This is a genomic window from Sphingomonas sp. 2R-10 (assembly GCF_030062225.1).
In the GTDB taxonomy this organism is placed as follows: domain Bacteria; phylum Pseudomonadota; class Alphaproteobacteria; order Sphingomonadales; family Sphingomonadaceae; genus Sphingomonas.
Genome location: NZ_JASCXF010000002.1, coordinates 112940 through 133731, shown reverse-complemented (window position 1 = coordinate 133731; position 20792 = coordinate 112940). Strand labels below are relative to the sequence as shown.

Annotated in this window: 20 protein-coding genes; 7 read left to right on the top strand and 13 right to left on the bottom strand. The window is 70.0% G+C overall.

Annotated elements, in window-relative coordinates; genetic code table 11:
• Positions 1 to 86: 86 nt before the first annotated feature.
• From QLH51_RS01615 to QLH51_RS01600, 4 genes are read left to right on the top strand one after another with little or no spacing between them, the layout of a single operon-like run.
• Positions 87 to 1283 (top strand): aspartate aminotransferase family protein, encoded by a 1197-nt coding sequence (locus tag QLH51_RS01615; RefSeq protein ID WP_206428735.1) that lies wholly within the window; start codon positions 87 to 89, stop codon positions 1281 to 1283.
• Positions 1280 to 2701 carry a succinylglutamate-semialdehyde dehydrogenase gene (gene astD / locus QLH51_RS01610; protein WP_206428734.1) on the top strand — a complete coding sequence of 474 codons (1422 nt, stop codon included), beginning with the start codon at positions 1280 to 1282 and terminating at the stop codon, positions 2699 to 2701. The genes QLH51_RS01615 and astD overlap by 4 nt, the downstream gene beginning before the upstream one ends.
• Positions 2702 to 2714: 13 nt before the next feature.
• On the top strand, positions 2715 to 4046 hold the full coding sequence (hglS, locus tag QLH51_RS01605; protein ID WP_206428733.1) for a 2-oxoadipate dioxygenase/decarboxylase HglS: 1332 nt from the start codon (positions 2715 to 2717) through the stop codon (positions 4044 to 4046).
• The gene (locus QLH51_RS01600; protein ID WP_125654015.1) at positions 4043 to 6988 is read left to right on the top strand and encodes an FAD-binding and (Fe-S)-binding domain-containing protein; all 2946 of its coding nucleotides are present in this window, start codon (positions 4043 to 4045) and stop codon (positions 6986 to 6988) included. Before hglS ends, QLH51_RS01600 begins: the two co-directional genes overlap by 4 nt.
• Here the strand turns inward: QLH51_RS01600 and QLH51_RS01595 are convergent.
• The 6 genes from QLH51_RS01595 to QLH51_RS01570 form a co-directional block, all read right to left on the bottom strand.
• The gene (locus QLH51_RS01595; RefSeq protein WP_125654013.1) at positions 6898 to 7809 is read right to left on the bottom strand and encodes a LysR substrate-binding domain-containing protein; all 912 of its coding nucleotides are present in this window, start codon (positions 7807 to 7809) and stop codon (positions 6898 to 6900) included. The genes QLH51_RS01600 and QLH51_RS01595 overlap by 91 nt on opposite strands.
• 110 nt (positions 7810 to 7919) lie before the next feature.
• Positions 7920 to 8915 (bottom strand): quinolinate synthase NadA, encoded by a 996-nt coding sequence (gene nadA, locus QLH51_RS01590; RefSeq protein WP_125654011.1) that lies wholly within the window; start codon positions 8913 to 8915, stop codon positions 7920 to 7922.
• 196 nt (positions 8916 to 9111) lie between these two features.
• Positions 9112 to 9828: a DUF4230 domain-containing protein gene (locus QLH51_RS01585; protein WP_125654009.1), complete on the bottom strand. Its 717-nt coding sequence runs from the start codon at positions 9826 to 9828 to the stop codon at positions 9112 to 9114.
• Complete coding sequence (locus QLH51_RS01580; protein ID WP_125654007.1) at positions 9813 to 10670, bottom strand: MBL fold metallo-hydrolase; 858 nt, start codon at positions 10668 to 10670, stop codon at positions 9813 to 9815. Before QLH51_RS01580 ends, QLH51_RS01585 begins: the two co-directional genes overlap by 16 nt.
• Positions 10671 to 10794: 124 nt before the next feature.
• Complete coding sequence (locus tag QLH51_RS01575; protein ID WP_125654005.1) at positions 10795 to 12435, bottom strand: M56 family metallopeptidase; 1641 nt, start codon at positions 12433 to 12435, stop codon at positions 10795 to 10797.
• Positions 12432 to 12800, bottom strand: coding sequence for a BlaI/MecI/CopY family transcriptional regulator (locus QLH51_RS01570; RefSeq protein ID WP_125654003.1), 369 nt, complete (start codon positions 12798 to 12800; stop codon positions 12432 to 12434). Before QLH51_RS01570 ends, QLH51_RS01575 begins: the two co-directional genes overlap by 4 nt.
• A gap of 437 nt (positions 12801 to 13237) precedes the next feature.
• Between QLH51_RS01570 and QLH51_RS01565 the strand changes: the two genes are divergently transcribed.
• Positions 13238 to 13546, top strand: coding sequence for a hypothetical protein (locus tag QLH51_RS01565; RefSeq protein WP_206428732.1), 309 nt, complete (start codon positions 13238 to 13240; stop codon positions 13544 to 13546).
• A gap of 29 nt (positions 13547 to 13575) precedes the next feature.
• Entirely contained in the window at positions 13576 to 13860 is a 285-nt protein-coding gene (locus QLH51_RS01560) for a CsbD family protein (RefSeq protein ID WP_125653999.1), read from the top strand.
• 211 nt (positions 13861 to 14071) lie between these two features.
• On the opposite strand, the gene grxD is transcribed toward QLH51_RS01560, so the two are convergent.
• The 6 genes from grxD to leuC form a co-directional block, all read right to left on the bottom strand.
• Complete coding sequence (grxD, locus tag QLH51_RS01555) at positions 14072 to 14395, bottom strand: Grx4 family monothiol glutaredoxin (protein ID WP_125653997.1); 324 nt, start codon at positions 14393 to 14395, stop codon at positions 14072 to 14074.
• 32 nt (positions 14396 to 14427) lie between these two features.
• The gene (locus QLH51_RS01550) at positions 14428 to 14670 is read right to left on the bottom strand and encodes a BolA/IbaG family iron-sulfur metabolism protein (RefSeq protein ID WP_125653995.1); all 243 of its coding nucleotides are present in this window, start codon (positions 14668 to 14670) and stop codon (positions 14428 to 14430) included.
• Positions 14670 to 14993 (bottom strand): DUF1476 domain-containing protein, encoded by a 324-nt coding sequence (locus QLH51_RS01545; RefSeq protein WP_125653992.1) that lies wholly within the window; start codon positions 14991 to 14993, stop codon positions 14670 to 14672. Before QLH51_RS01545 ends, QLH51_RS01550 begins: the two co-directional genes overlap by 1 nt.
• Positions 14994 to 15381: 388 nt before the next feature.
• On the bottom strand, positions 15382 to 16377 hold the full coding sequence (locus tag QLH51_RS01540) for an NADPH:quinone oxidoreductase family protein (RefSeq protein ID WP_206428731.1): 996 nt from the start codon (positions 16375 to 16377) through the stop codon (positions 15382 to 15384).
• Positions 16340 to 16969 carry a 3-isopropylmalate dehydratase small subunit gene (gene leuD, locus QLH51_RS01535; protein ID WP_125653990.1) on the bottom strand — a complete coding sequence of 210 codons (630 nt, stop codon included), beginning with the start codon at positions 16967 to 16969 and terminating at the stop codon, positions 16340 to 16342. Before leuD ends, QLH51_RS01540 begins: the two co-directional genes overlap by 38 nt.
• 123 nt (positions 16970 to 17092) lie before the next feature.
• Positions 17093 to 18529 (bottom strand): 3-isopropylmalate dehydratase large subunit, encoded by a 1437-nt coding sequence (leuC, locus tag QLH51_RS01530; protein WP_125653988.1) that lies wholly within the window; start codon positions 18527 to 18529, stop codon positions 17093 to 17095.
• A gap of 141 nt (positions 18530 to 18670) precedes the next feature.
• Between leuC and QLH51_RS01525 the strand changes: the two genes are divergently transcribed.
• Positions 18671 to 19927, top strand: a complete 1257-nt coding sequence (locus tag QLH51_RS01525; protein ID WP_125653986.1) for an MFS transporter — start codon at positions 18671 to 18673, stop codon at positions 19925 to 19927.
• A 227-nt stretch (positions 19928 to 20154) separates the two neighbouring features.
• On the opposite strand, the gene QLH51_RS01520 is transcribed toward QLH51_RS01525, so the two are convergent.
• Positions 20155 to 20790 (bottom strand): CoA transferase subunit B, encoded by a 636-nt coding sequence (locus QLH51_RS01520; protein ID WP_125653984.1) that lies wholly within the window; start codon positions 20788 to 20790, stop codon positions 20155 to 20157.
• Positions 20791 to 20792: the final 2 nt, after the last annotated feature.

Here is a 20792-nt window from a genome sequence, read left to right as displayed (position 1 = left end):
CATTGCGTTTGCCGCGAGCCGAACGCTGTTCCAATAGGACGCGTACGGGACTGCCGGCGCATTCCCGACGCGAATGAGGAGCCGTCATGACCGATCCGCTGATGAACCTGTACAATCGCGCGCCGATCGCGGTCGATCGTGGCGAGGGCGTCTGGCTGATCGATACCGACGGGCGGCGCTATGTCGACTGCGTCGCGGGCATCGCCACCGACGCGCTGGGCCATGCCCACCCTGCGCTGGTTGCCGCACTGACGCAGCAGGCCGGCAAGCTGTGGCATGTCTCCAACATCTTCCGCATTCCGGGACAGGAGGCGCTGGCGCAGCGGCTGGTCGATGCGTCGTTCGCCGATTGCGTGTTCTTCGCCAATACCGGCACCGAAGCGGTAGAATGCGCGATCAAGACCGCGCGCCGCTATCATCACGTGAACGGCCGGCCGGAACGGATCGACGTCATCGGCTTTGCCGGGTCGTTCCACGGGCGGACCTATGCCGCGATCAACGCGTCGGGCAATGCCGGTTACATGGAGGGCTGCGGCCCGCGCCTGCCGGGCTTCGTCCAGCTGTCGCTCGACGATGCGGCGGGTATCGAGGAAGCCATCGCGCGCCCGACCACCGCGGCGGTGATCATCGAGCCGGTCCAGGGCGAAGGCGGCGCGCGGGCGCTGTCGGGCGAATGGCTGCGGCACCTGCGCGAGCTGACCGGCCGCCACGGCGTCCTGCTGATCCATGACGAGGTGCAGAGCGGCATGGGCCGGACGGGCCGCCTGTTCGCGCACCAGTGGTTCGACGGCGCGGCGCCCGACATCATGGCGCTGGCGAAGGCACTGGGATCGGGCTTTCCGGTCGGCGCCTGCCTCGCCACCGCCGATGCCGCAAAGGGCATGACGCCGGGCGTCCACGGCACGACCTTCGGCGGCAATCCGCTGGCAATGGCGGTCGGCATCGCCGCGTTCGACGCGATCGCCGACGACGCGACGCTCGCCAATGCCCGCGCCGCCAGCGCGGACTTCTTCGAACGGCTCGAAGCCCTGCGCAGTCGCTTCCCCGACGTGATCGCCGAGGTGCGCGGCAAGGGGTTGCTGATCGGCCTCAAGATGATCCCCAATAACCGCGACTTCATGGCCGTGGCGCGCGACCACGGCATTCTGGTCGCCGGGGGTGGCGAGAATTGCGTGCGGCTGCTGCCGTCGCTGTTGATTACGCCCGAGGAGGTCGCCGAGGCGGTCACCCGGCTGGAGGCGGCATGCGGCGCGGCGCGTGGGCATCTGGAGCAGGCGGCATGAACATATTGACCTCGACCTGCCCCGCGACCGGCGAGACGGTCTGGTCCGGCCCCGTCGCCACCCGTGAAGCGGTCGATGCGGCGGTGGCGCGGGCGCGGGCGGCGTTTCGCGACTGGCGCCGGACCGGCGTCGCCGACCGGGTGGCGGTCGCGCGCGCCTATGCCGCGCTGCTCAAGGAGCGCACCGCCACGCTCGCCGAACTGATCGCGCGCGAGACCGGCAAGCCGCTATGGGAAACCACGCAGGAAGTCGGCACGATGGTCGGCAAGGTCGAACTGTCGATCGCCGCGCAGGCCGAGCGTGCCGGCGAGAAGCACGGCGCGATGCCGTTCGGCGCGTCGGTGCTGCGCCACCGCCCGCACGGGGTGATGGCGGTGCTCGGCCCGTACAACTTCCCCGGGCACCTGCCCAACGGCCATATCGTCCCCGCACTGCTGGCCGGCAACACGGTGGTGTTCAAGCCGTCCGAACTGACGCCCGCCGTCGGCGCGGCGATGGCTCAGGCGTGGCACGACGCCGGCCTGCCCGAGGGCGTGCTGGGCGTCGTACAGGGCGCGCGCGACACCGGCGAGGCGCTGGTCGCGGCCGACATCGACGGGTTGCTGTTCACCGGATCGGCAACGACCGGCACACATTTCCGCCGGGCCTTTGCCGACCGTCCGCAAGTGATCCTCGCGCTCGAACTGGGCGGCAACAACCCGCTGATCGCGTGGGACGGCGACGTGGCGGAGATCGCGGCGACGATCGTCCAGTCGGCCTATGTCACCACCGGCCAGCGTTGCTCGTGCGCGCGGCGGCTGATCGTGCCCGAGGGTGCGTTCGGCGATGCGGTGGTGGACGCGGTCGTTGCGCTGATCCCGCAGCTGCCGATCGGGCACTGGGACGAGAATCCCTATATCGGGCCGCTGATTTCCGACGCCGCCGCCGCGACCGCCGCACGGCAGGTCGACGCGCTGCGCGCCGCCGGGGCCCGTGCGATCGTGCCGTTCGGCGGCGTCGCCGGCCGCAGCGCCGCGTTCGTCACCCCCGCGCTGCTCGACGTGACCGGCGTCACCATACCCGACGAGGAAATCTTCGCGCCGGTCCTGCAAGTCCGCCGGGTCGCCGACTTCGACAGCGCCGTCGCCGCCGCCAACGACACCCGCTTCGGCCTGTCCGCCGGGCTGCTGACCACCGACGACGCGCTGTGGGACCGGTTCGTGGTCGAGGCGCGCGCCGGCGTCGTCAACCGCAACCGCCCGACCACCGGCGCGGCGGGCGCGCAGCCGTTCGGCGGGATCGGCGATTCGGGCAATCACCGTCCCAGCGCCTATTACGCCGCCGATTACTGCGCCTATCCGATGGCGAGTTTCGAGGCGGGCAGCGCCGCGGGCAATGCCGATGCATTGCGCCCGATGCTGCGCGCCCCTGCCGCCTGATCCGGAAAGTATGATGACCGATTTCATCCCCTCCGACGCCATCCGCACCCGCTTTTCCGAAGCGATGTCGGCGATGTACCGCGCCGAAGTGCCGCTCTACGGCGACCTGCTGTCGATCGTCGTCGAGGTGAACGAACGCACCCTGACCGAGCGCCCCGATGTCGCGGCGGATCTGGCGGCGGCAGGGGAACTCGACCGGCTCGACGTCGAGCGGCACGGCGCGATCCGCGTCGGCACGCCCGCCGAACTCGCCATGCTGCGCCGCGCCTTTGCGGTGATGGGGATGCACCCGGTCGGCTATTACGACCTGTCGGTGGCCGGCGTGCCGGTTCATTCGACCGCGTTCCGCCCGATCGACGCGGCGGCGCTCACCGCCAACCCGTTCCGCGTCTTCACCTCGCTGCTGCGGCTCGAACTGATCGGGGACGACGCGCTGCGCGCCGAGGCGGAGGCGATCCTGTCCACCCGCCGCATCTTCACCGACGACGCCATCCGCCTGATCGAACGTGCCGAGGCCGAGGGCGGGCTGGACGATGGCGCTGCCGACCGCTTCGTCGCCGGACTGCTCGAAACCTTTCGCTGGCACGGCGATGCGCGGGTCGATGCCGCCGGCTATGCCCGGCTGAACGGCGCGCACCGGCTGATCGCCGATATCGTGGCGTTCCGTGGGCCGCACATCAACCACCTGACCCCGCGCACGCTCGACATCGACGCCGCGCAGGCGGAGATGGAGCGCCGCGGGATCGATGCGAAGGCGGTGATCGAGGGGCCGCCGCCGCGCGCCGTCCCGATCCTGCTGCGCCAGACCAGCTTCAAGGCGATCGAGGAGGGCGTGACCTTCCCCGGCGACCAGCCCGGACAGCACACCGCGCGCTTCGGCGAAATCGAACAGCGTGGCGCGGCGCTGACGCCCAAGGGCCGTGCGCTCTACGACCGGCTGCTGGCACAGGCGCGGCAGGGTAGTGGCGACTATGCCGCGCGGCTGGCGGATGCGTTCGCCGACTTCCCCGACACGATCGATGCCCTGCGCGAACAGGGTCTCGCCTATTTCCGCTACAAAGCGATCGGTGCCGCGCCGCGGACCGGCGACCTGACCGACTGGATCGCGGCGGGACGGGTACGCGCGGTACCGCTGGTGTACGAGGATTTCCTGCCGGTCAGCGCCGCGGGCATCTTCCAGTCGAACCTCGGCGGCGCGACACAACGCAGCTATGGCGCGGCGGCGGCGCAGGCGGCGTTCGAGGCCGCGCTGGGCGCGCCGGTGCAGGACGAACTGGCGCTCTATGCCGCGACCGAGGCCCGGTCGATCGCCGCGCTGCGAACGCACCTGCGCGACGCGGCGTGACGGCCGCGGTCGATGCGCTGTCCGCTCGGCTGACGGCGGCCGGGTTCGCCGGCGATGTCGAGGCGGGGCTGGGCGCGCGGCAGGTCGCGGCGACCGACAATTCGATCTATCAGGTGCGCCCGGCGGCGATCGTCTATCCCCGCAGCGCGAGCGACGTCGCGCTGCTGGTGCGCGCGGTGCGCGATACCGACCTCTCGTTCACCGCGCGCGGCGGCAATACCGGGACCAACGGCCAGTCGCTCAACGACGGGATCATCGTCGACTTCGCGCGCCACATGCGCGGCATCGGCGCGTTCGACCCGGACCGAAACACCGTGACGGTCGAGCCGGGCGTCGTCCTCGACCAGCTCAACGCGTTCCTCGGGGACCATGGCCGCTTCTTCCCGCCGATGGTGTCGACCGCCAGCCGCGCGACGATCGGCGGCATGGTCGCGACCGATGCGTCGGGCAAGGGATCGCGCCGCTGGGGCAAGACGTCGGACTATATCGTCGCACTCGACCTGATATTGTCCGACGGGACGGAATGGCGCGCCGAGCCGATGACGCGGGCGGCGGCGGAGGCGATCGCCGCGGGCAGCGGCATCGTCGCCGCCATCCACCGCGAGGCGCTGCGCATCGTCACCACCCGCGCCGCCGATATCGCCGCGACCTTTCCCGACATGAACCGCGGGCTGACCGGCTATAACCTGCAAAAGGCGTATGACGCCGATGCCGACCGGTTCTTCCTCGCCTTCCTGCTCGCCGGGTCGGAGGGGACGCTGGCGCTGATCCGCTCGATCACGCTGCGGGTCGCGCCCAAACCCGCCAGGCGCGCGCTGGCGGTGATCCGCTACGCCGCGTTCGACACCGCGATGCGCGACGTGCAGCGGCTGATCGCCGCCGATCCGGTCGCGATCGAGATCATCGACGACAAGGTGCTGGGCGTCGCGCAGGACGACATCATCTGGGCGAGCGTCGAAGGGCTGCTCGGCGGCAGCGACAGGCCGGTCGCCGCCATGAACTTCGTCGAATTCACCGCCGACGACGATGCGGCCATCGACGCCGGTCTCGCCGCACTGGCGGCGATCGGGCCGCAGGGCGATTGCCGGATCGTGCGCGACGACGCAGCGATCGGTCAGTTGTGGAGCCTGCGCGAGAAGTCGGTCGGGCTGCTCGCACGGCTGGGTGGCGCGCGGCAGGGGGTGCCCTTCGTCGAGGATACCGCCGTGCCGCCGGAAAGGCTGGCCGATTTCGTCGCCGAGTTCCGCGCGCTGCTTGACGGCCACGGCCTGAGCTATGGCATGTTCGGCCATGCCGATGTCGGCTGCCTGCACGTCCGCCCGTTCCTCGACCTGCGCGATCCCGATCAGGCGGCGCTGATCCGCCCGATCTCCGACGCGGTGGCGCAACTGACGAGGGCCTATGGCGGGCTGCTGTGGGGCGAGCATGGCCGCGGCTATCGCGGGGAGTTCTCGCCGCTGTTCTTCGGCAGCCTGTATCCCGAACTGCAACGGCTGAAGGCGGCGTTCGACCCCGACAACCGCCTCAATCCCGGCAAGCTCGCCGCGCCCGCCGGACAACCGGTCGACCGGATCGACGGCGTACCGTTCCGTGGGGAGCACGACCGCGGGATCGCCGCCCCGCATGCACAGGCGTTCGACCGCGCGGTGGCGTGCAACGGCAACGGCGCCTGTTTCGGCTGGAGCGCGCAGGACCTGATGTGCCCGTCGTACAAGGCGACGCGCGACCGCGCCCAGTCGCCCAAGGGCCGCGCGGCATTGCTGCGCGAATGGGCGCGGCTCGATTCGATTCCCCGCCCGACCCCGGCCGAGCGTGCCGACCACGCCGCGATCGAGCGCGATACGCAGGCGTCGCTCGCCACCTGTCTGTCGTGCAAGGCGTGCACGACGCTGTGCCCGGTGCGGGTCGACGTGCCGACGATGGCGTCGCGCTTTGCCGAGCGGCACTGGGCGAAGCGCACCCGCCCCCTGACCCACCATGTCGTCGCGCGGATGGAGGCGATGCTGGCGGCGGGACGGCGGATGCCGCGGTTCGCCAATGCGATCGCCCGCACCGGCGTGGCGCAGGCGCTCGGCTATGTCGACCTGCCCGCCTTTACCAAGCAGACCGACAGATTGCCGCCGGTCGCGACCCCCAAACGACTGGCGGCGCTATCGGCAGAGGACCGGGCAGACACCGTCGTGCTGGTCGAGGACAGTTTCACCGCCAGCTTCGATCGCGGGGTGACCGCCGCCGCCGCGCGCGTCCTGACTGCCTGCGGCCATCGCGTGTGGCGCGTGCCGCCGCGGCGCAACGGCAAGGTGCTGCACCTGCTGGGGATGCGCGACCGCTTCGTGGCGGTGGCGGTGGCGCGGATGGCCGAGGCGCGCGGGCTGGCCGACACCGGCGTCCAGCTGATCGGGATCGACGCCGCCACCGCGCTGATGTTCACACAGGAATATGCAGAGGCGACCGGCGACGCGATCGAGGTCGCCGGGCTGGAGACGGTGCTGGCCGATGCCGTGCGCAACGGTCGCGTGCCTGCCCTGGCGCCCGACCCGCAGCCGCTGCGGCTGCTCGGCCATTGCACCGAACAGGCGCTGCGCCCGCAGGCGCTGTCGCACTGGGCCGAGGCGCTGGCCGGGTTCGGCATCGCCGCCACCCCGACGAAGACCGGCTGTTGCGGGATGGCCGGGATGTTCGGGCACGAGGCGCGCAACCAGCGGCTGTCGCACGATATCTTCGCGCTCGGCTGGGCGGCGGTGACACGGGACGACGCGATGCTCGCCACCGGCTTTTCCTGCCGCTGCCAGACGAAGCGGATGACCGGCCGCCGCCCGCTCCACCCGGTCGAGGCGATCGACCGGCGGCTTCACGCCTCCGACGCGGCTTCGTCCAGCAGCCAGTCGCGGAACCGGTCGAACAACGGACTGCGCACCCCGCCGCGCGGCCAGACGAGGTAATATGCCTCACGCGCGCTGAGCGGCACGGCGAGCGGCACGACCAGCGTGCCCGCCGCCAGTTCGGGGCGGATCAGGAACGACGGGATCAGCGCGACCCCCATCCCCGCCGCCGCCGCATGCGCCAGCATCAGGAAATGTTCGTACACCGGCCCTTCCGCCGCCGCATCGGCCATGCCGGCGGCGGCGAACCAGCGCCCCCATGCATCGGGCCGCGCCTCCAGCGACAGCAGCGCGTGGCGCGGCAGGTCGGCCGGGCGCGCCACCGGATGCTGCGCCAGCCAGTCGGGCGAACACACCGCCACGACATCCTCGTGGAACAGCAGCGCATGGTCCGCCCCCGGCCAGTCGGGCAGGCCGAAATGGATCGCCGCGTCGAAGCGTTCCCCGGCGAAATCGAAGGTGTAGGACCGCGCGGCGATGTTCACCAGCAATTCGGGATGGCGCGCCGACAGCCCCGGCAGCCGCGGTGCCAGCCAGCGCATGCCGAAGCTGGGCAACGTCGCGATGGTCAGCGCGCGGTCGTCGGGCGGGACCAGCAGCCGGCGGGTCGCGCTGCGCACCCGTTCGACCGCCGGACCGACCGCCGCGGCATAGGCGATCGCCGCCGGGGTCGGGGTCACCCGCCGCCCGCGCCGTTCGAACAGCTCCGTGCCCAGCCAGTCCTCCAGCAGCGCGATCTGCCGGCTGATCGCACTCTGCGTCAGCGCCATGCGCTGCGCCGCACGCGAGAAGCTGCTCGTCTCGACCGCGGCGAGGAAACTGGCGAGTGCCGGCAGCGGCGGCAGTTCGCGGCGGTGCACGTCGGGCGGATCGATCGGCATGGGCCTGCCACGCTGGCACCCCTGCCCCCCGCACGCAAGCGGCCGCGCGTCCGGCCCACAGGTCCGGCCGGTGGTTCCCGCCGGACGGCGCTACCGGGGCAAGCGGCGGATCATCCCGCGCGCAGCGGCCCCAGGTCGCCCAGCCCCACCGTCCCGCTCGCCATCGCCAGCATCCGGTCGAGCGACACCTTGGCGCGCACCCGCAGCCCTTCCTCGATCTCGATCCTGGGGGACAGGTCGCGCAACGCGATGTAGAGCTTTTCCAGCGTGTTGAGCGCCATATACGGGCAGATGTTGCAGTTGCAGTTGCCGTCCGCGCCCGGCGCGCCGATGAACTGCTTGTGCGGCAGCGCCTTTTCCATCTGGTGGATGATGTGCGGTTCGGTCGCGACGATCAGCGTGTCGCCGGGGAAGTCGGCGGCATAGGCGAGGATGCCGCTGGTCGACCCGACATAATCGGCATGGTCGAGGATGATCGCCGGGCATTCGGGATGCGCCGCGACCGGCGCGCCGGGATATTGCGCCTTGAGCTTCAACAACTCGGTTTCGCTGAACGCTTCGTGGACGATGCACACGCCCGGCCACAACAGCATCTCGCGCCCGGTCTTGCGCGTCAGATATCCACCCAGATTGCGGTCGGGACCGAAGATCACCTTCTGGTCGGCGGGCAGCTGCGACAGGATCTTTTCCGCCGACGACGAGGTGACGATGATGTCGCTGAGCGCCTTCACCTCGGTCGAACAGTTGATGTAGGTCAGCGCGATGTGATCGGGATGCTGCGCGCGGAACGCGGCGAACTGTTCGGGCGGGCAGCTGTCCTCCAGCGAACAGCCCGCGTCCATGTCGGGCAGGATCACGGTCTTGTCGGGCGACAGGATTTTCGCCGTCTCCGCCATGAAGCGCACGCCGCAGAACGCGATGACATCGGCATCGGTCGCCGCCGCCTTGCGGCTCAGGTCGAGGCTGTCGCCGACGAAATCGGCGAGGTCCTGTATCTCGGGCTTCTGGTAATAATGACCGAGGATGACGGCGTTGCGCTCGCGGCGCAGCCGGTCGATCTCGGCCAGCAGGTCGGTGCCGGTGGGCAGTTCGGTGCGCGCGTTCATCATCGTCTCCTCGAGCTGGCAAATGCCACCTCATCTTCCGTTCGTGCTGAGTAGGGGCTGAGCGAAGTCGAAGACCCGTATCGAAGCACCTGCCCCAAGCAGTCCTTCGATACGCTGTTTCGACAGGCTCAACAGCTACTCAGGACGAACGGGCATTTCATCTTGAACCGGCCCCTAATGTGCCGAAGCCGGCTTGTCACCGCCGATTGCCGAGCACCTCGGCCGGCGGGGCGGACACGTCCCAGCGCTCCCCGTCCCGCAAGCCCCGCTCCGCCGGAAATGTCACCACCACCCGCACGTCGCGCTCGCCCGCTGCCGCCAGCGGCGCTGCCAGCACCCGTGCCAGTCCAGCCCGCGCCATCTCGCGCGCCTGTGCCAGCCGTTCGGGGCTGCGCGCCTCGCGCTCGGCGCGGTTCTGCGCCACGCTCGACACCCGCTGCGCCAGCGCCGCCGCCGCCTCGCGCGTTACGTAGACTCCATTGGTCTGGACCAGCGTCCGTGCCGCCTCGTCGATATTGGGCTTCGCGACCGTGACGTCGGGGGCGTCGACCACCAGCGTGCGGGTGTCGGCCGACCAGCTCAGCTGCCCCTCGCCGATCCCGCCCAGGTCGACGAAATAATCGACCGCATAGGGCATCTTCACCACCTGGTCCGAGCGCAGCCAGCCGAAGCCGCGCGTGTCGCTGGCGCTCGCCTGCAGCGTGCCGGTGAGCGACGCGACCTTCAGCGCGCTCGCGCCCGACAGCCGCGCGGTGATGATCCGCGTCACCGCCTGCCCGCTATCGGGTTCGGTGGTGACGACATAGCGTTCCTGATAGCGCTGCCACGCCACCCAGCCGCCGATGCCCAGAGCCAGCAGCACGACGACGGCGACGATCAGCCGGATCGCCTGCGGCCTCACATGCGATGCCATGTCGCCCCCTCCTGCCGCACGATCCCGCGCTGTTCCATGTCGATCAGGTGCGCCAGCACCGACCGCTCCGCCGCGCCGAGCAGCCTGGGGTGCAGCCCGGCATACATGCCCGCGACCATTGCCGGCACGTCATGGGTCCCGCGTTCGATCGCGCGCGCGATCTGTCCCTCGCGCTGCTTGCGGTGGCCCAGCATCCCGCGCACCAGCCGCCTCGGATTGTCGACCGCGTCGCCATGCGCCGGATAATAGACCCGGTCCTCGCGCCCCAACAGCTTGTCGAGGCTGGCCATGTAATCGCCCATGTCGCCATCGGGCGGCGAAACGATCGTCGTCGACCAGCCCATGACATGGTCGCCGCTGAACAGCGCGCCGCTTTCGGGCAGCGCGAACGCCAGATGGTTCGACGTGTGCCCCGGCGTCGCGACCGCGACCAGCGTCCAGCCGTCGCCCGCCACCGCCTCGCCATCGGCCAGCACCCGGTCGGGGCGATAGTCGACGTCGAACGCGGCATCGGCGCGCGGGCCGGCATCGTCCATCGTCAGCGGCGCACAACCGATGATCGCCGCGCCGGTGCGATCGGCCAGCGGCCGGGCAGCCGGACTATGGTCGCGGTGGGTATGGGTGCACAGGATCGCCGCGACCTGCCGGTCGCCGACCGCGGCCAGCAGCGCGTCCAGATGCACGTCGTCGACCGGCCCCGGATCGATCACCGCCACCGCACCGCTGCCGCCGACGACGAAGCTCTGCGTGCCGGTATGGGTATAGGGCGATGCGTTGCGCGCCAGCACGCGCGTCACCAGCGGTTCGAGCGGCTGGGCGATACCGGGGGAAAATTCGGCCATTGCTCCGGGAGATGGCGGCTGGGGGCGCGCGATGCAAGGCGATGGTCGCAGCGACGGGCCGGCCGGCGCGATGCCGGCCGGCCCTGCCGCGGGCGAACGGGGCAGAACGTCCGCGGACCCGGTGTCAGTCCTCCGAATCGATCTCGGACTGGATTTCGCGAATGCTGTCGTCGATGCCCGCCAGTGCGCTGGTGCGGGCGATGGCGGGCATGTCCTTGTTCGCCATGATCGAGGCGCGTGCCGAGCGCAGCCCGGCCAGTGCCGCGCGCTGCCCCTGCCGCGCATAGACCTGTCCCTGCGCCGCCTGCGCTTCGCCCTGCGCCGCCCGCGCCGCACTGATCGCCGCCAGCTTCGCCCCCTGTTCGGCGCGGAACTGCGCGTCGCGGGTGACGATGCGGATGCGGTCGGAACAGATCACCGTGACCTGCTTGCCGCCCTCCATCCGGGTCATGCTGGTCTGCCGGGCATCGCCGGGGCCGCAATTTGCACTGACGACCCTGACGTCGGGAATGTCGCTGACGCTCTGACCCAGCAGCTTGCCGTCGCCGTCGAATTTCTGGACAACGATCTTGCGCACCGCTCCTTGTGCCGGGGCCGCCGGCGCCGCCGGGGCGGCCGGTACGGCAGGACGCGCGGCGATCGCAGGCGCCGCCGGCTGCACGGCCCGGGCCGGTGCGGCGATCGCCGGCGGCGGTGCCGGCTCGGCGGGCGCGGGCAGCGGTGCCGCCGTCGCCGCCTGCACCGGGACGATCGCCGCCACCGGGGCGAGCGCGGCTGCCGCCTTCGCCTCGACGCTCGCGATCTCGACGCCGGTCGCGTCCTCCACCTTGCCGCGCAACGTCTCGGCGGCTTCCGTTCCCGACGCGGTGATGCCGAGGCCGATCACGGCCAGCGCCAGCGTGGCGCCGCCGGCGATCCGGCGGGTGGCGGGCGACATCACCCGATGCTTCGACAACATGATGAGTCTCCCCTTCAGTTCATGGACGCCGTGCAGGTGGCAGGCGGCGGACAGCCCCTGCCCGTGCGCGGACTTGACGATGGCGGTGGCGTAGGCGTGGCGGACTTGCGGTGTGGCGCGCGCCAGCACCATCGCATCGCACGCCATTTCCTGGTCGGCCCGGAACGCCCGAAACGCGCGCCACGCGACCGGATTGAACCAGTGGCACCCCAGCACGACCAGCGCGAACCAGTTGGCGAGCAGGTCGCCCCGGGCATGGTGGCCCAGCTCGTGCGCCAGCGCCAACGCCTGTTCGCGCTCGTCATAGCGTTCGCGGAAATCGACCGGCATCGCGACATAGCGGTGGAACACCCCGAACGCGAGCGGCCCGGCGGCATGGCGCGTCTCGATCATCCGGACATGCCCTCCGGCGATGCCCTTCGCCCGGCCCGATGCCAGCACCTTCGCACAGAAACGGTTGTGCCGGACGATGTGCCACGCGACGAAGCCGACCGCGCCCAGCAGCCACAGGCCGATCACCGCCAGCGGCACGTCGGCCATGCCCCAGCCCTGCGGCAGCGCCGGCACCTCGGCCACCGGCACGCCCAGCATGATGACGCCGGGTTCGGTCGCCGCACCGATCGGCGCGATGTCGACCGGGCGCCACGCATCGGGAATGGGCGGCAGGATCATGCGCAGCGCGGGCAGCGCCCACAGCGCATAGGCCGCCTGCGGACCGAAGCGCCGCGCGACGGGCCCCCGCAGCATCAGCACCAGCACCATCAGCAGCGTCGTCGCCGCGATCGTTTCCACCGCCCATCCGATCATTGTTTCAGCGCCTTCAACAGAGCCTCGATCTCGTCGATTTCCTTCGCGCTCAACTGGTCGCGTTCGGCCAGGTGCGCGACCAGCGGCGTCAGGCTGCCGCCGAACAGCCGGTCGATGAACTTCTGCGATTCGCCCGCGACATATTCCTCGCGCGCGACCAGCGGGCGATAGCGATAGCGCCGCCCGTCCTCCTCCGCGTCGATCACCTGCTTGGCGAGCAGCCGGCCCAGCAGCGTCTTGACGGTGTTCGCGCTCCAGTCGCGCGCCGGGGCGACGCGTTCGACCACCTCCTGCGCGGTAAGCGGGTTCTGGTCCCAGAGCACTTCCATCACGGCATGCTCGGCATCGCTGATTCGTTCGGCCATGGCAGATGACTACACCCGTGGTCGTTACGTTTACAAGCGTAATCTTGTCTGCCGCCGCAACCTGTCGGGATGGCTTACACCTGCCCGGGATGGTGAAGCGCCGTTAACCGTCGAAACCCGCCGAAACCAGCCTGCCGGGAAAATGGCACAATTGCTGCGAGGGTATTGGCACCCGATGCGTTCGCGCTTCAATTCGGGCGGACCGGCACCTCCTCCAGTTGCCGGTCCGCCCACCCCGGGTCTTCCCCCGCCGATGCACGTCGATCTTGCGAAGACGCCTGCCGCCGGTCGCGCAGTTCGCAGGGACATGGCGAAGATGTCGGACGAAAATAGTGCAGGAATACTACGGACCCAACGGCGGCACTGCCGGGTTTATCCCGCCTGACCACAGGGGAAACTCCATGCACACCGCGGGACTTGTTGCCATCGGCGGACTGTTGGCGTTCGCCACGTCGGCCTGCGTGAACCCGTCGGCGCGCATCGCGTCCTCGCTGGAGGGCTATGGCTTCGCGCCCGACCAGTCGCGATGCGTCGGCGACCGGCTGGAAGCGAACCTGTCGCTGGGCCAGTTGCAACAGCTGGGCAACGCTGCACGCGCCGCGCGCGAGGGCGATACCACGCCCGGCCGGCTGACCGTCGGCGACTTCGTCCGCGCCGCCGGCGCGGTCAAGGACCCCCGGGTCCCGCTGGAGGTCGCCCGCGCCGCCGCCGGTTGCGGCGTCGTGACCAACCCGCCCGCACGCTGATCCCTCTCACCCACCCACGGAGACACCCGATGAACACCGATACCCTGACCGGCGCCGCCACCGACCTTGGCGGCAAGCTCAAGGAAGGCCTTGGGACCGCCACCGGTGACCGGACGCTGCGCGACGAGGGCAAGGCCGACCAGCTCGGCGGCAAGGTCCAGCAGCGTTACGGCGAGGCGAAGGACACGATCGAGGACACGCTCCGCCCGGTGATCGATCAGGTCCGCCAGTTCGTGCGCGATCGCCCGTTTGCCTCGGCCGCGCTGGGCGGCGTGCTGGGCATCGCGCTCATCAACACGCTGCGCGGCAAGTAATCGGCAGCCTGGGGCAACGCTCGATCCATCCCCCTCGCATCGGCCGTCATCCCGGCGAAGGTCGGGATCGCCCCATGACGGCACGGCGCAGGAGCCGCTCGAGACCCCGGCCTTCGTTGGGGTGACGGTCCGATGCGACGGGGAACGGCTTCCCACGAAAAAGCCCGACCGCATCGCTGCGGCCGGGCTTTTCATTGTCGAACGGGGCGGATCAGGCGACCTTGTCGCCGCCCAGCAGCTCGGCCAGCTCGCCGCTCTCGTACATCTCCATCATGATGTCCGATCCACCGACGAACTCGCCGCCCACGTAGAGCTGCGGGATGGTCGGCCAGTCCGAATAGGCCTTGATCCCCTGGCGGATACCCTGGTCCTGCAGCACGTCGACGCTTTCGAACTGGGTGTTCAGGTGGTTCAGGATCGCCACCGCGCGGCTGGAAAAGCCGCATTGCGGAAACAGCGGGCTGCCCTTCATGAACAGCACCACCGGGTTGTTCTTTACCACCGCATCGATGCGGGCGTTGGTATCGTCGGTCATCGTCATATCCTTGCTGTCGCCCGGCGGGCGCTTCATGCCTGTGGAGTGGGGACGCCGGTGGTCAGTTGCAATGCGTGCAGTTCGCCGCCCATCCGTCCGCCCAGCGCCGCATAGACCGCGCGCTGCTGCGCGATGCGCGGTTTGCCGCGAAAGCTTTCCGACACCACGCGCGCGGCATAATGGTCGCCGTCGCCCGCCAGATCGGTGATCTCGACCACCGCATCGGGAATCGCCGCGACGATCAGCGCCTCGATCGCCTGTGCTTCCATCGGCATCACATGCTCTCCAGCAGCTGGCGACGCGCCTCGACCTCGCAATCGGCCATCGCCTGACGGATCGACGCCTCGTCGCAATCGACGCCGGCGGCCGCCAGGTCGGAAATCAGCTTGCGCACGACGTCGTCGTCGCCGACTTCCTCGAAATCGGCCTGTACGACCGACGTGGCATAGGCGTCCGTCTCGGCCGGGGTCAGCTCCATCCGCTCGGCCGCCCAGTGGCCCAACAGCTTGTTGCGCCGCGCGGTCACGCGGAACGCCATCTCGCCATCGCGGGCGAACTTGGCCTCGAAGGCACGTTCCCGGTCGTCGAACGTCGTCATGCTATTCCCCTACTCGTCCCTCCCGCCCGAGATAGGACGCAGCCGGGTTCCGCGCAACGGCGCGCGCAACGCGTCGCCACGCCTCCCCAGAACCGGCACGGCCGTTGGCATAAGATGGCGCGAAGGCGCAGAGAGAGGGCCTGGGGCAGTCGCTGCCGACCGCCAATGCCTTTTCCCCTGCCGGAGCCCGATCCGCCTGCGGGGAAATGTTACCCCAGCGAAGGCTGGGGGTCTCACACGATCCCTGCTGCGTGCTGCCACGGGATATCCCGGCCTTCGCCGGGAGACGTCCGGTTCCATTCGATCGGATCAGACCCTACGGGCGGCGAAAGCCGCTATCACGGCAGGCCAGATCTCTCCGCGCCTCCGCGTGAAAACCCCTGCCTCGCTACGGCACCACCACCAGCTTCCCGATCACCGCCCGCCCGGCCAGCGCCGCGATCGCCTCGCCGCCGCGCTCCAGCGGGAACGTCCCCGTCACGCGCGGCGCGATCGCCCCTTCGTCCCACAGCCGGAACAGCGTCGCGACATGCGCCGCGTTCGCCGCCGGATCGCGCATCGCGAACGCGCCCCAGAACACGCCGCACACGTCGCAGCTCTTGAGCAGCGTCAGGTTGAGCGGCAGCTTCGGGATGCCCGCCGGGAAGCCGACCACCAGATAGCGCCCCTCCCACCCGACGCTGCGCAGCGCGGGTTCGGCATAGTCGCCGCCGACCGGATCGAACACGATGTCCGCGCCCTGCCCGCCGACCGCGGCCTTGAACGTATCGGCCAGCGCCTTCGACGCCACCTTGTCGAACGGGGCATGGGGGTAGACGACCACTTCGTCCGCCCCCGCCGCGCGGGCTGCCGCCGCCTTTTCCTCCGACGATACCGCCGCCACGACCCGCGCGCCGAACGCCTTGCCCAGTTCGATCGTCGCCACCCCGACGCCGCCCGCCGCCCCCAGCACCAACAGCGTCTGCCCCGCGGCGATCCGCCCGCGATCGACCAGCGCATGGATCGCGGTGGCATAGGTCAGCAGCAACGCCGCGCCCTCTTCGAAACTGCGGTCTGGCGGCAGGCGGTGGAGCGCCGCTGCCGGCACCGCCACTTTCCCGACCATGCCGCCATGCCCGGTGACCGCGATCACCCGGTCGCCGACCGCCCAGCCGGTGACGCCCTCGCCGACGCTGTCGATCACGCCCGCCACCTCGCCGCCCGGCGCGAACGGCCGTGCCGGACGGAACTGATACCGGTCCTCGATGATGAGCACGTCGGGATAGTTGACCGCGCACGCCTTCACCGCGACGACGACCTGCCCCTTGCCTGGCTGCGGATCGGGCAGTTCGCCGATCGTCAGCGTGTCAGGCCCGCCCGGCTCCGTCGACAACAACGCCCGCATCACCGCTCTCCTGATGGAGCCACGGTCGCGCATGGGACACGCCGGACTCGTATTTCGAAATCGCGGTATCTTGTGCCAGCGTCATGCCGATCTCGTCCAGCCCTTCCATCAGGCACCGGCGACGAAACGGATCGAGGGTAAAGGCGAAGCGATCCTGATACGGCGTGGTGACCGTCATCGTCTCCAGATCGACGGCGACCGGCTGGTCCCTCGCCACCTCGACCAGCCGGTCGATCGCGTCCTGCGGCAGCACGACCGTCACGATCCCGTTCTTGATCGCGTTGCCCGAAAAGATGTCGGAAAAGCTCGGCGCGATCACCGCGCGGACGCCCATGTCGGTCAGCGCCCATGCGGCATGTTCGCGGCTGGAGCCGCAGCCGAAATTCTCGCCCGCGATCAGGATCGGCGCCCCAGCATAGCGCGGATCGTCGAACAGGTTGCCGGGTTCGGCGCGCACGCTCTCGAACGCGCCCTTGCCCAGCCCCTCGCGCGTCGTGGTCTTCAGCCAGTGCGCCGGAATGATGATATCGGTGTCGATATTCTTGGCACCCCATGGATAGGCGCGCCCGTCGACATGGACGATCGGCTCCATCAGGCGCGCTTGTCCTGCGGCGGGGCGGGCTTCGCCACCGCCGGGCGCACCGACGCATAGGCCGCCGCCATCCCGCTCAACACCGCGCCTGCGATCAACGCGACCAGAACCCGCTTCATATGCCTACTCCGTCACCAGTTCGCGTACATCGGCCAGCCGCCCGGTCACCGCCGCCGCCGCCGCCATCGCGGGGGACAGCAGGTGCGTCCGCGCCCCCGGTCCCTGCCGTCCTACGAAATTGCGGTTGCTGGTGGAAGCGCAGCGTTCGCCCGGCGGCACCTTGTCCGGGTTCATCGCCAGGCACATCGAACAGCCCGGTTCGCGCCATTCGAACCCGGCTTCGGTAAAGATGCGGTCGAGCCCCTCGGCCTCGGCCTGCCGCTTGACCAGCCCCGATCCGGGCACGACCAGCGCCTGCTTGATGCCGCCCGCGACATGCCGCCCCTTCACCACGCTGGCCGCGGCGCGCAGGTCCTCGATCCGGCTGTTGGTGCAACTGCCGATGAAGATGTAGCTGACGGGCACGTCCTGCATCCGCATGCCCGGCGTCAACCCCATGTAATCGAGCGACTTCTGCGCCGCGACGCGCTTCGATGCGTCCGCGAAGCTGTCGGGCGAGGGGACGACCCCGGTGATCGGCACCACGTCCTCGGGACTCGTACCCCAGGTCAGCGACGGCGCGATGTCGCTGGCGTGCAACTGCACCACCCGGTCGTACCGCGCGCCCGCGTCGGTCGGCAGCGTCCGCCAATACTCGACCGCCCGGTCCCAATCGGCCCCGGCCGGCGCCATCGGCCGCCCCTTCAGATACGCGAAGGTCGTCTCGTCGGGCGCAATCAGCCCGGCGCGCGCCCCGCCCTCGATCGACATGTTGCTGACCGTCAGCCGCCCCTCGATCGACAGGTCCCGGATCACCTCGCCGGTATATTCGACGACATAGCCGGTGCCGCCCGCCGCGCCGGTCCTGCCGATGATCGCCAGCACCACGTCCTTGGCCGACACGCCATAGCCCAGCGTCCCGTCGACGCGGATCTCCATCGTCTTCGACTGTTGCAGCAGCAGCGTCTGCGTCGCCAGTACATGCTCGACCTCGCTGGTGCCGATCCCGAACGCCAGCGCGCCCAGCGCCCCGTGTGCGCTGGTATGGCTGTCGCCGCAGACCAGCGTCGTGCCCGGCAGGGTGAAGCCCTGTTCCGGCCCCACGACATGGACGATGCCCTGTTCGGCCGCCGTCGCATCGATATAGCGGATGCCGAAATCGGGTGCGTTCTTCTCCAGCGCTGCCAGCTGCTGCGCGCTCGCCGGATCGGCGATCGGCAGGCGATGGCCCGCCGCATCGACCCGCGGCGTCGTCGGCAGGTTATGATCGGGCACCGCCAGCGTCAGTTCGGGCCGCCGCACCCGCCGCCCGGCGGCGCGCAGGCCGGCAAACGCCTGCGGACTGGTGACTTCATGGACGAGATGCCGGTCGATATAGATCAGGCAGGTGCCGTCATCCCGCCGTTCGACGACGTGATCGTTCCAGATTTTCTCGTACAAGGTCTGCGGAGCGCTGTTCATGTCCGCGCGTTAACCGAAAACCATCGGCGACGGAAGGTCGTGCGACATTTTATTACCGAAACGGGAGTTTCGTACTGCCCGGCGGACCCTTCGTAGATGATATACGTTTCCGCCGATCACCGCTCGCGACGGGGACTGCGCATGGCTCGACCGACCGACCCCGCCCCCGGCGGGGACGCTGCCCGCAACGGACGCGCACTCGACGCGATGAACGCGTTCCTCGCCGATGTCCGCGACGGGCTGGGGCCGTATCTCGCCATCTACCTCGTCTCGGTGCGCGGGCCGACACATGGCTGGGACGAGGCGACGGCGGGCATGGTGATGACCATCGCCGGCATCGCCGGGCTGCTGGCGACGACACCGGCGGGGGCGCTGGTCGACCGAATCCGCGCCAAGCGCGCGCTGCTGGTCGTCGCCGCGCTGCTCGTGACGCTCGCGTCGATCGCGCTGCCGATCGTGTCGGGCTTCTTCATGGTCGCCGCGACCCAGTCGGTCGCCGCCGTCGCCGGCGCGGTGTTCGCACCGGGCATCGCCGCGATCTCGCTCGGCATCGTCGGGCCCCGGGCATTCACCCGCCGCGTCGGACGCAACGAAGCGTTCAACCACGCGGGCAACGCCGTCGCCGCCGCGCTGGCCGGGCTGCTCGCATGGGAGTTCGGACCGGTCGTCGTCTTCTACCTGATGGGCATCCTCGCGGTGTGCAGCATCGTCGCGATCCTGTGGGTCGATGGCGATGCGATCGACCACGACGTCGCCCGCGGGTGCGACGGCAAGCCGGGCGAGGCGGACGAACCGTGCGACCCCGCCCCCTCGCTGGTCCGCACCCTGACCGCCAATCCGGCGCTGGCGATCTTCGCCGGGGCGGCGTTCCTGTTCCACCTCGCCAACGCCGCGATGCTGCCCGCGGTCGGCCAGCTGCTCGGGCGCGAGGTCGGCGCGGGACAGGCGACCTCGCTCGTCGCCGCCTGCATCGTCGGCGCGCAGCTGGTGATGGTGCCGGTCGCGATCGTCGTCGGCCGCAACGCCGACCGCTGGGGCCATCGCCCGATCCTGCTGGTCGGCATGGCCGTGCTGGCGGCGCGCGGCGTGCTGTATACGCTGACCGACGCGCCGGCATGGCTGTTGGGCGTGCAACTGCTCGACGGCATCGGCGCGGGCATCTTCGGCGCGCTCCTGCCGGTCGTGGTCGCCGCGATCATGCGCGGCACCGGCCGCTTCAATGCCGCACAGGGCGCGGTGGCGACGGTACAGGGGTTGGGCGGCGCGCTCAGCACCACGCTGGCCGGCGTGATGATCGTGCGCGGCGGCTACGACGCGGCGTTCCTGCTGCTCGCCGCAATCGCGGGCGCAGGGCTGGCGCTGCTGTGGTGGAAGATGCCGGAGACGGCGGCGCGGTAGAAGGTTGATTCACGCGAAGGCACAAAGGACGCAGAGAGGTTGTGTGCGTGGAGAGCCCCGCCGCCCCGGCGGCTTTCAAGCCCGTGGCGGCGAGGAGAGCGGCTTCATCAGACAGGCTGTAGCCGCCCGGCCCACAACCCCTCAGCGTCCCCTGCGCCTCTGCGCGAACCAAATTTTCTTCTTCCTCCGCGTCTCCGCGCCTTCGCGTGAACCAACCTTCTTCCGCCCTACCCCACGTAGTTCGCCGTCGTCTTCGAACGTACTTCCTCCGCCGTCACCCCCGGCGCGGTTTCGATCAGCCGGAACGGGCTCGCATGGTCGTCGCGCGCGAACACCGCCAGGTCGGTGACGATCATGTCGACCACCCCCAGCCCGGTCAGCGGCAGCGTGCATTCGGGGATGAACTTCGGGTCGCCGTTCTTCGACGTGTGCTCCATCACGACGATGATCTTCTTGACCCCGGCGACGAGGTCCATCGCCCCGCCCATGCCCTTCACCATCTTGCCCGGGATCATCCAGTTGGCGATGTCGCCCTTCTCGGACACCTCCATCGCGCCCAGCACGGTCAGGTCGATATGCCCGCCGCGGATCATCGCGAAGCTGTCGGCGCTGCTGAAATACACCGATTGCGGCAATTCGCTGATCGTCTGCTTGCCGGCGTTGATGAGGTCGGGGTCCTCTTCGCCGGCCCACGGGAACGGGCCGATGCCCAGCATCCCGTTCTCCGACTGCAACGTCACCTCGACGCCCTCGGGGATATGGTTGGCGACCAGGGTCGGGATGCCGATCCCCAGATTGACGTAGAAACCGTCCTTCAGCTCGCGGGCGGCGCGTGCCGCCATCTCGTCGCGGGTCCAGGCCATGG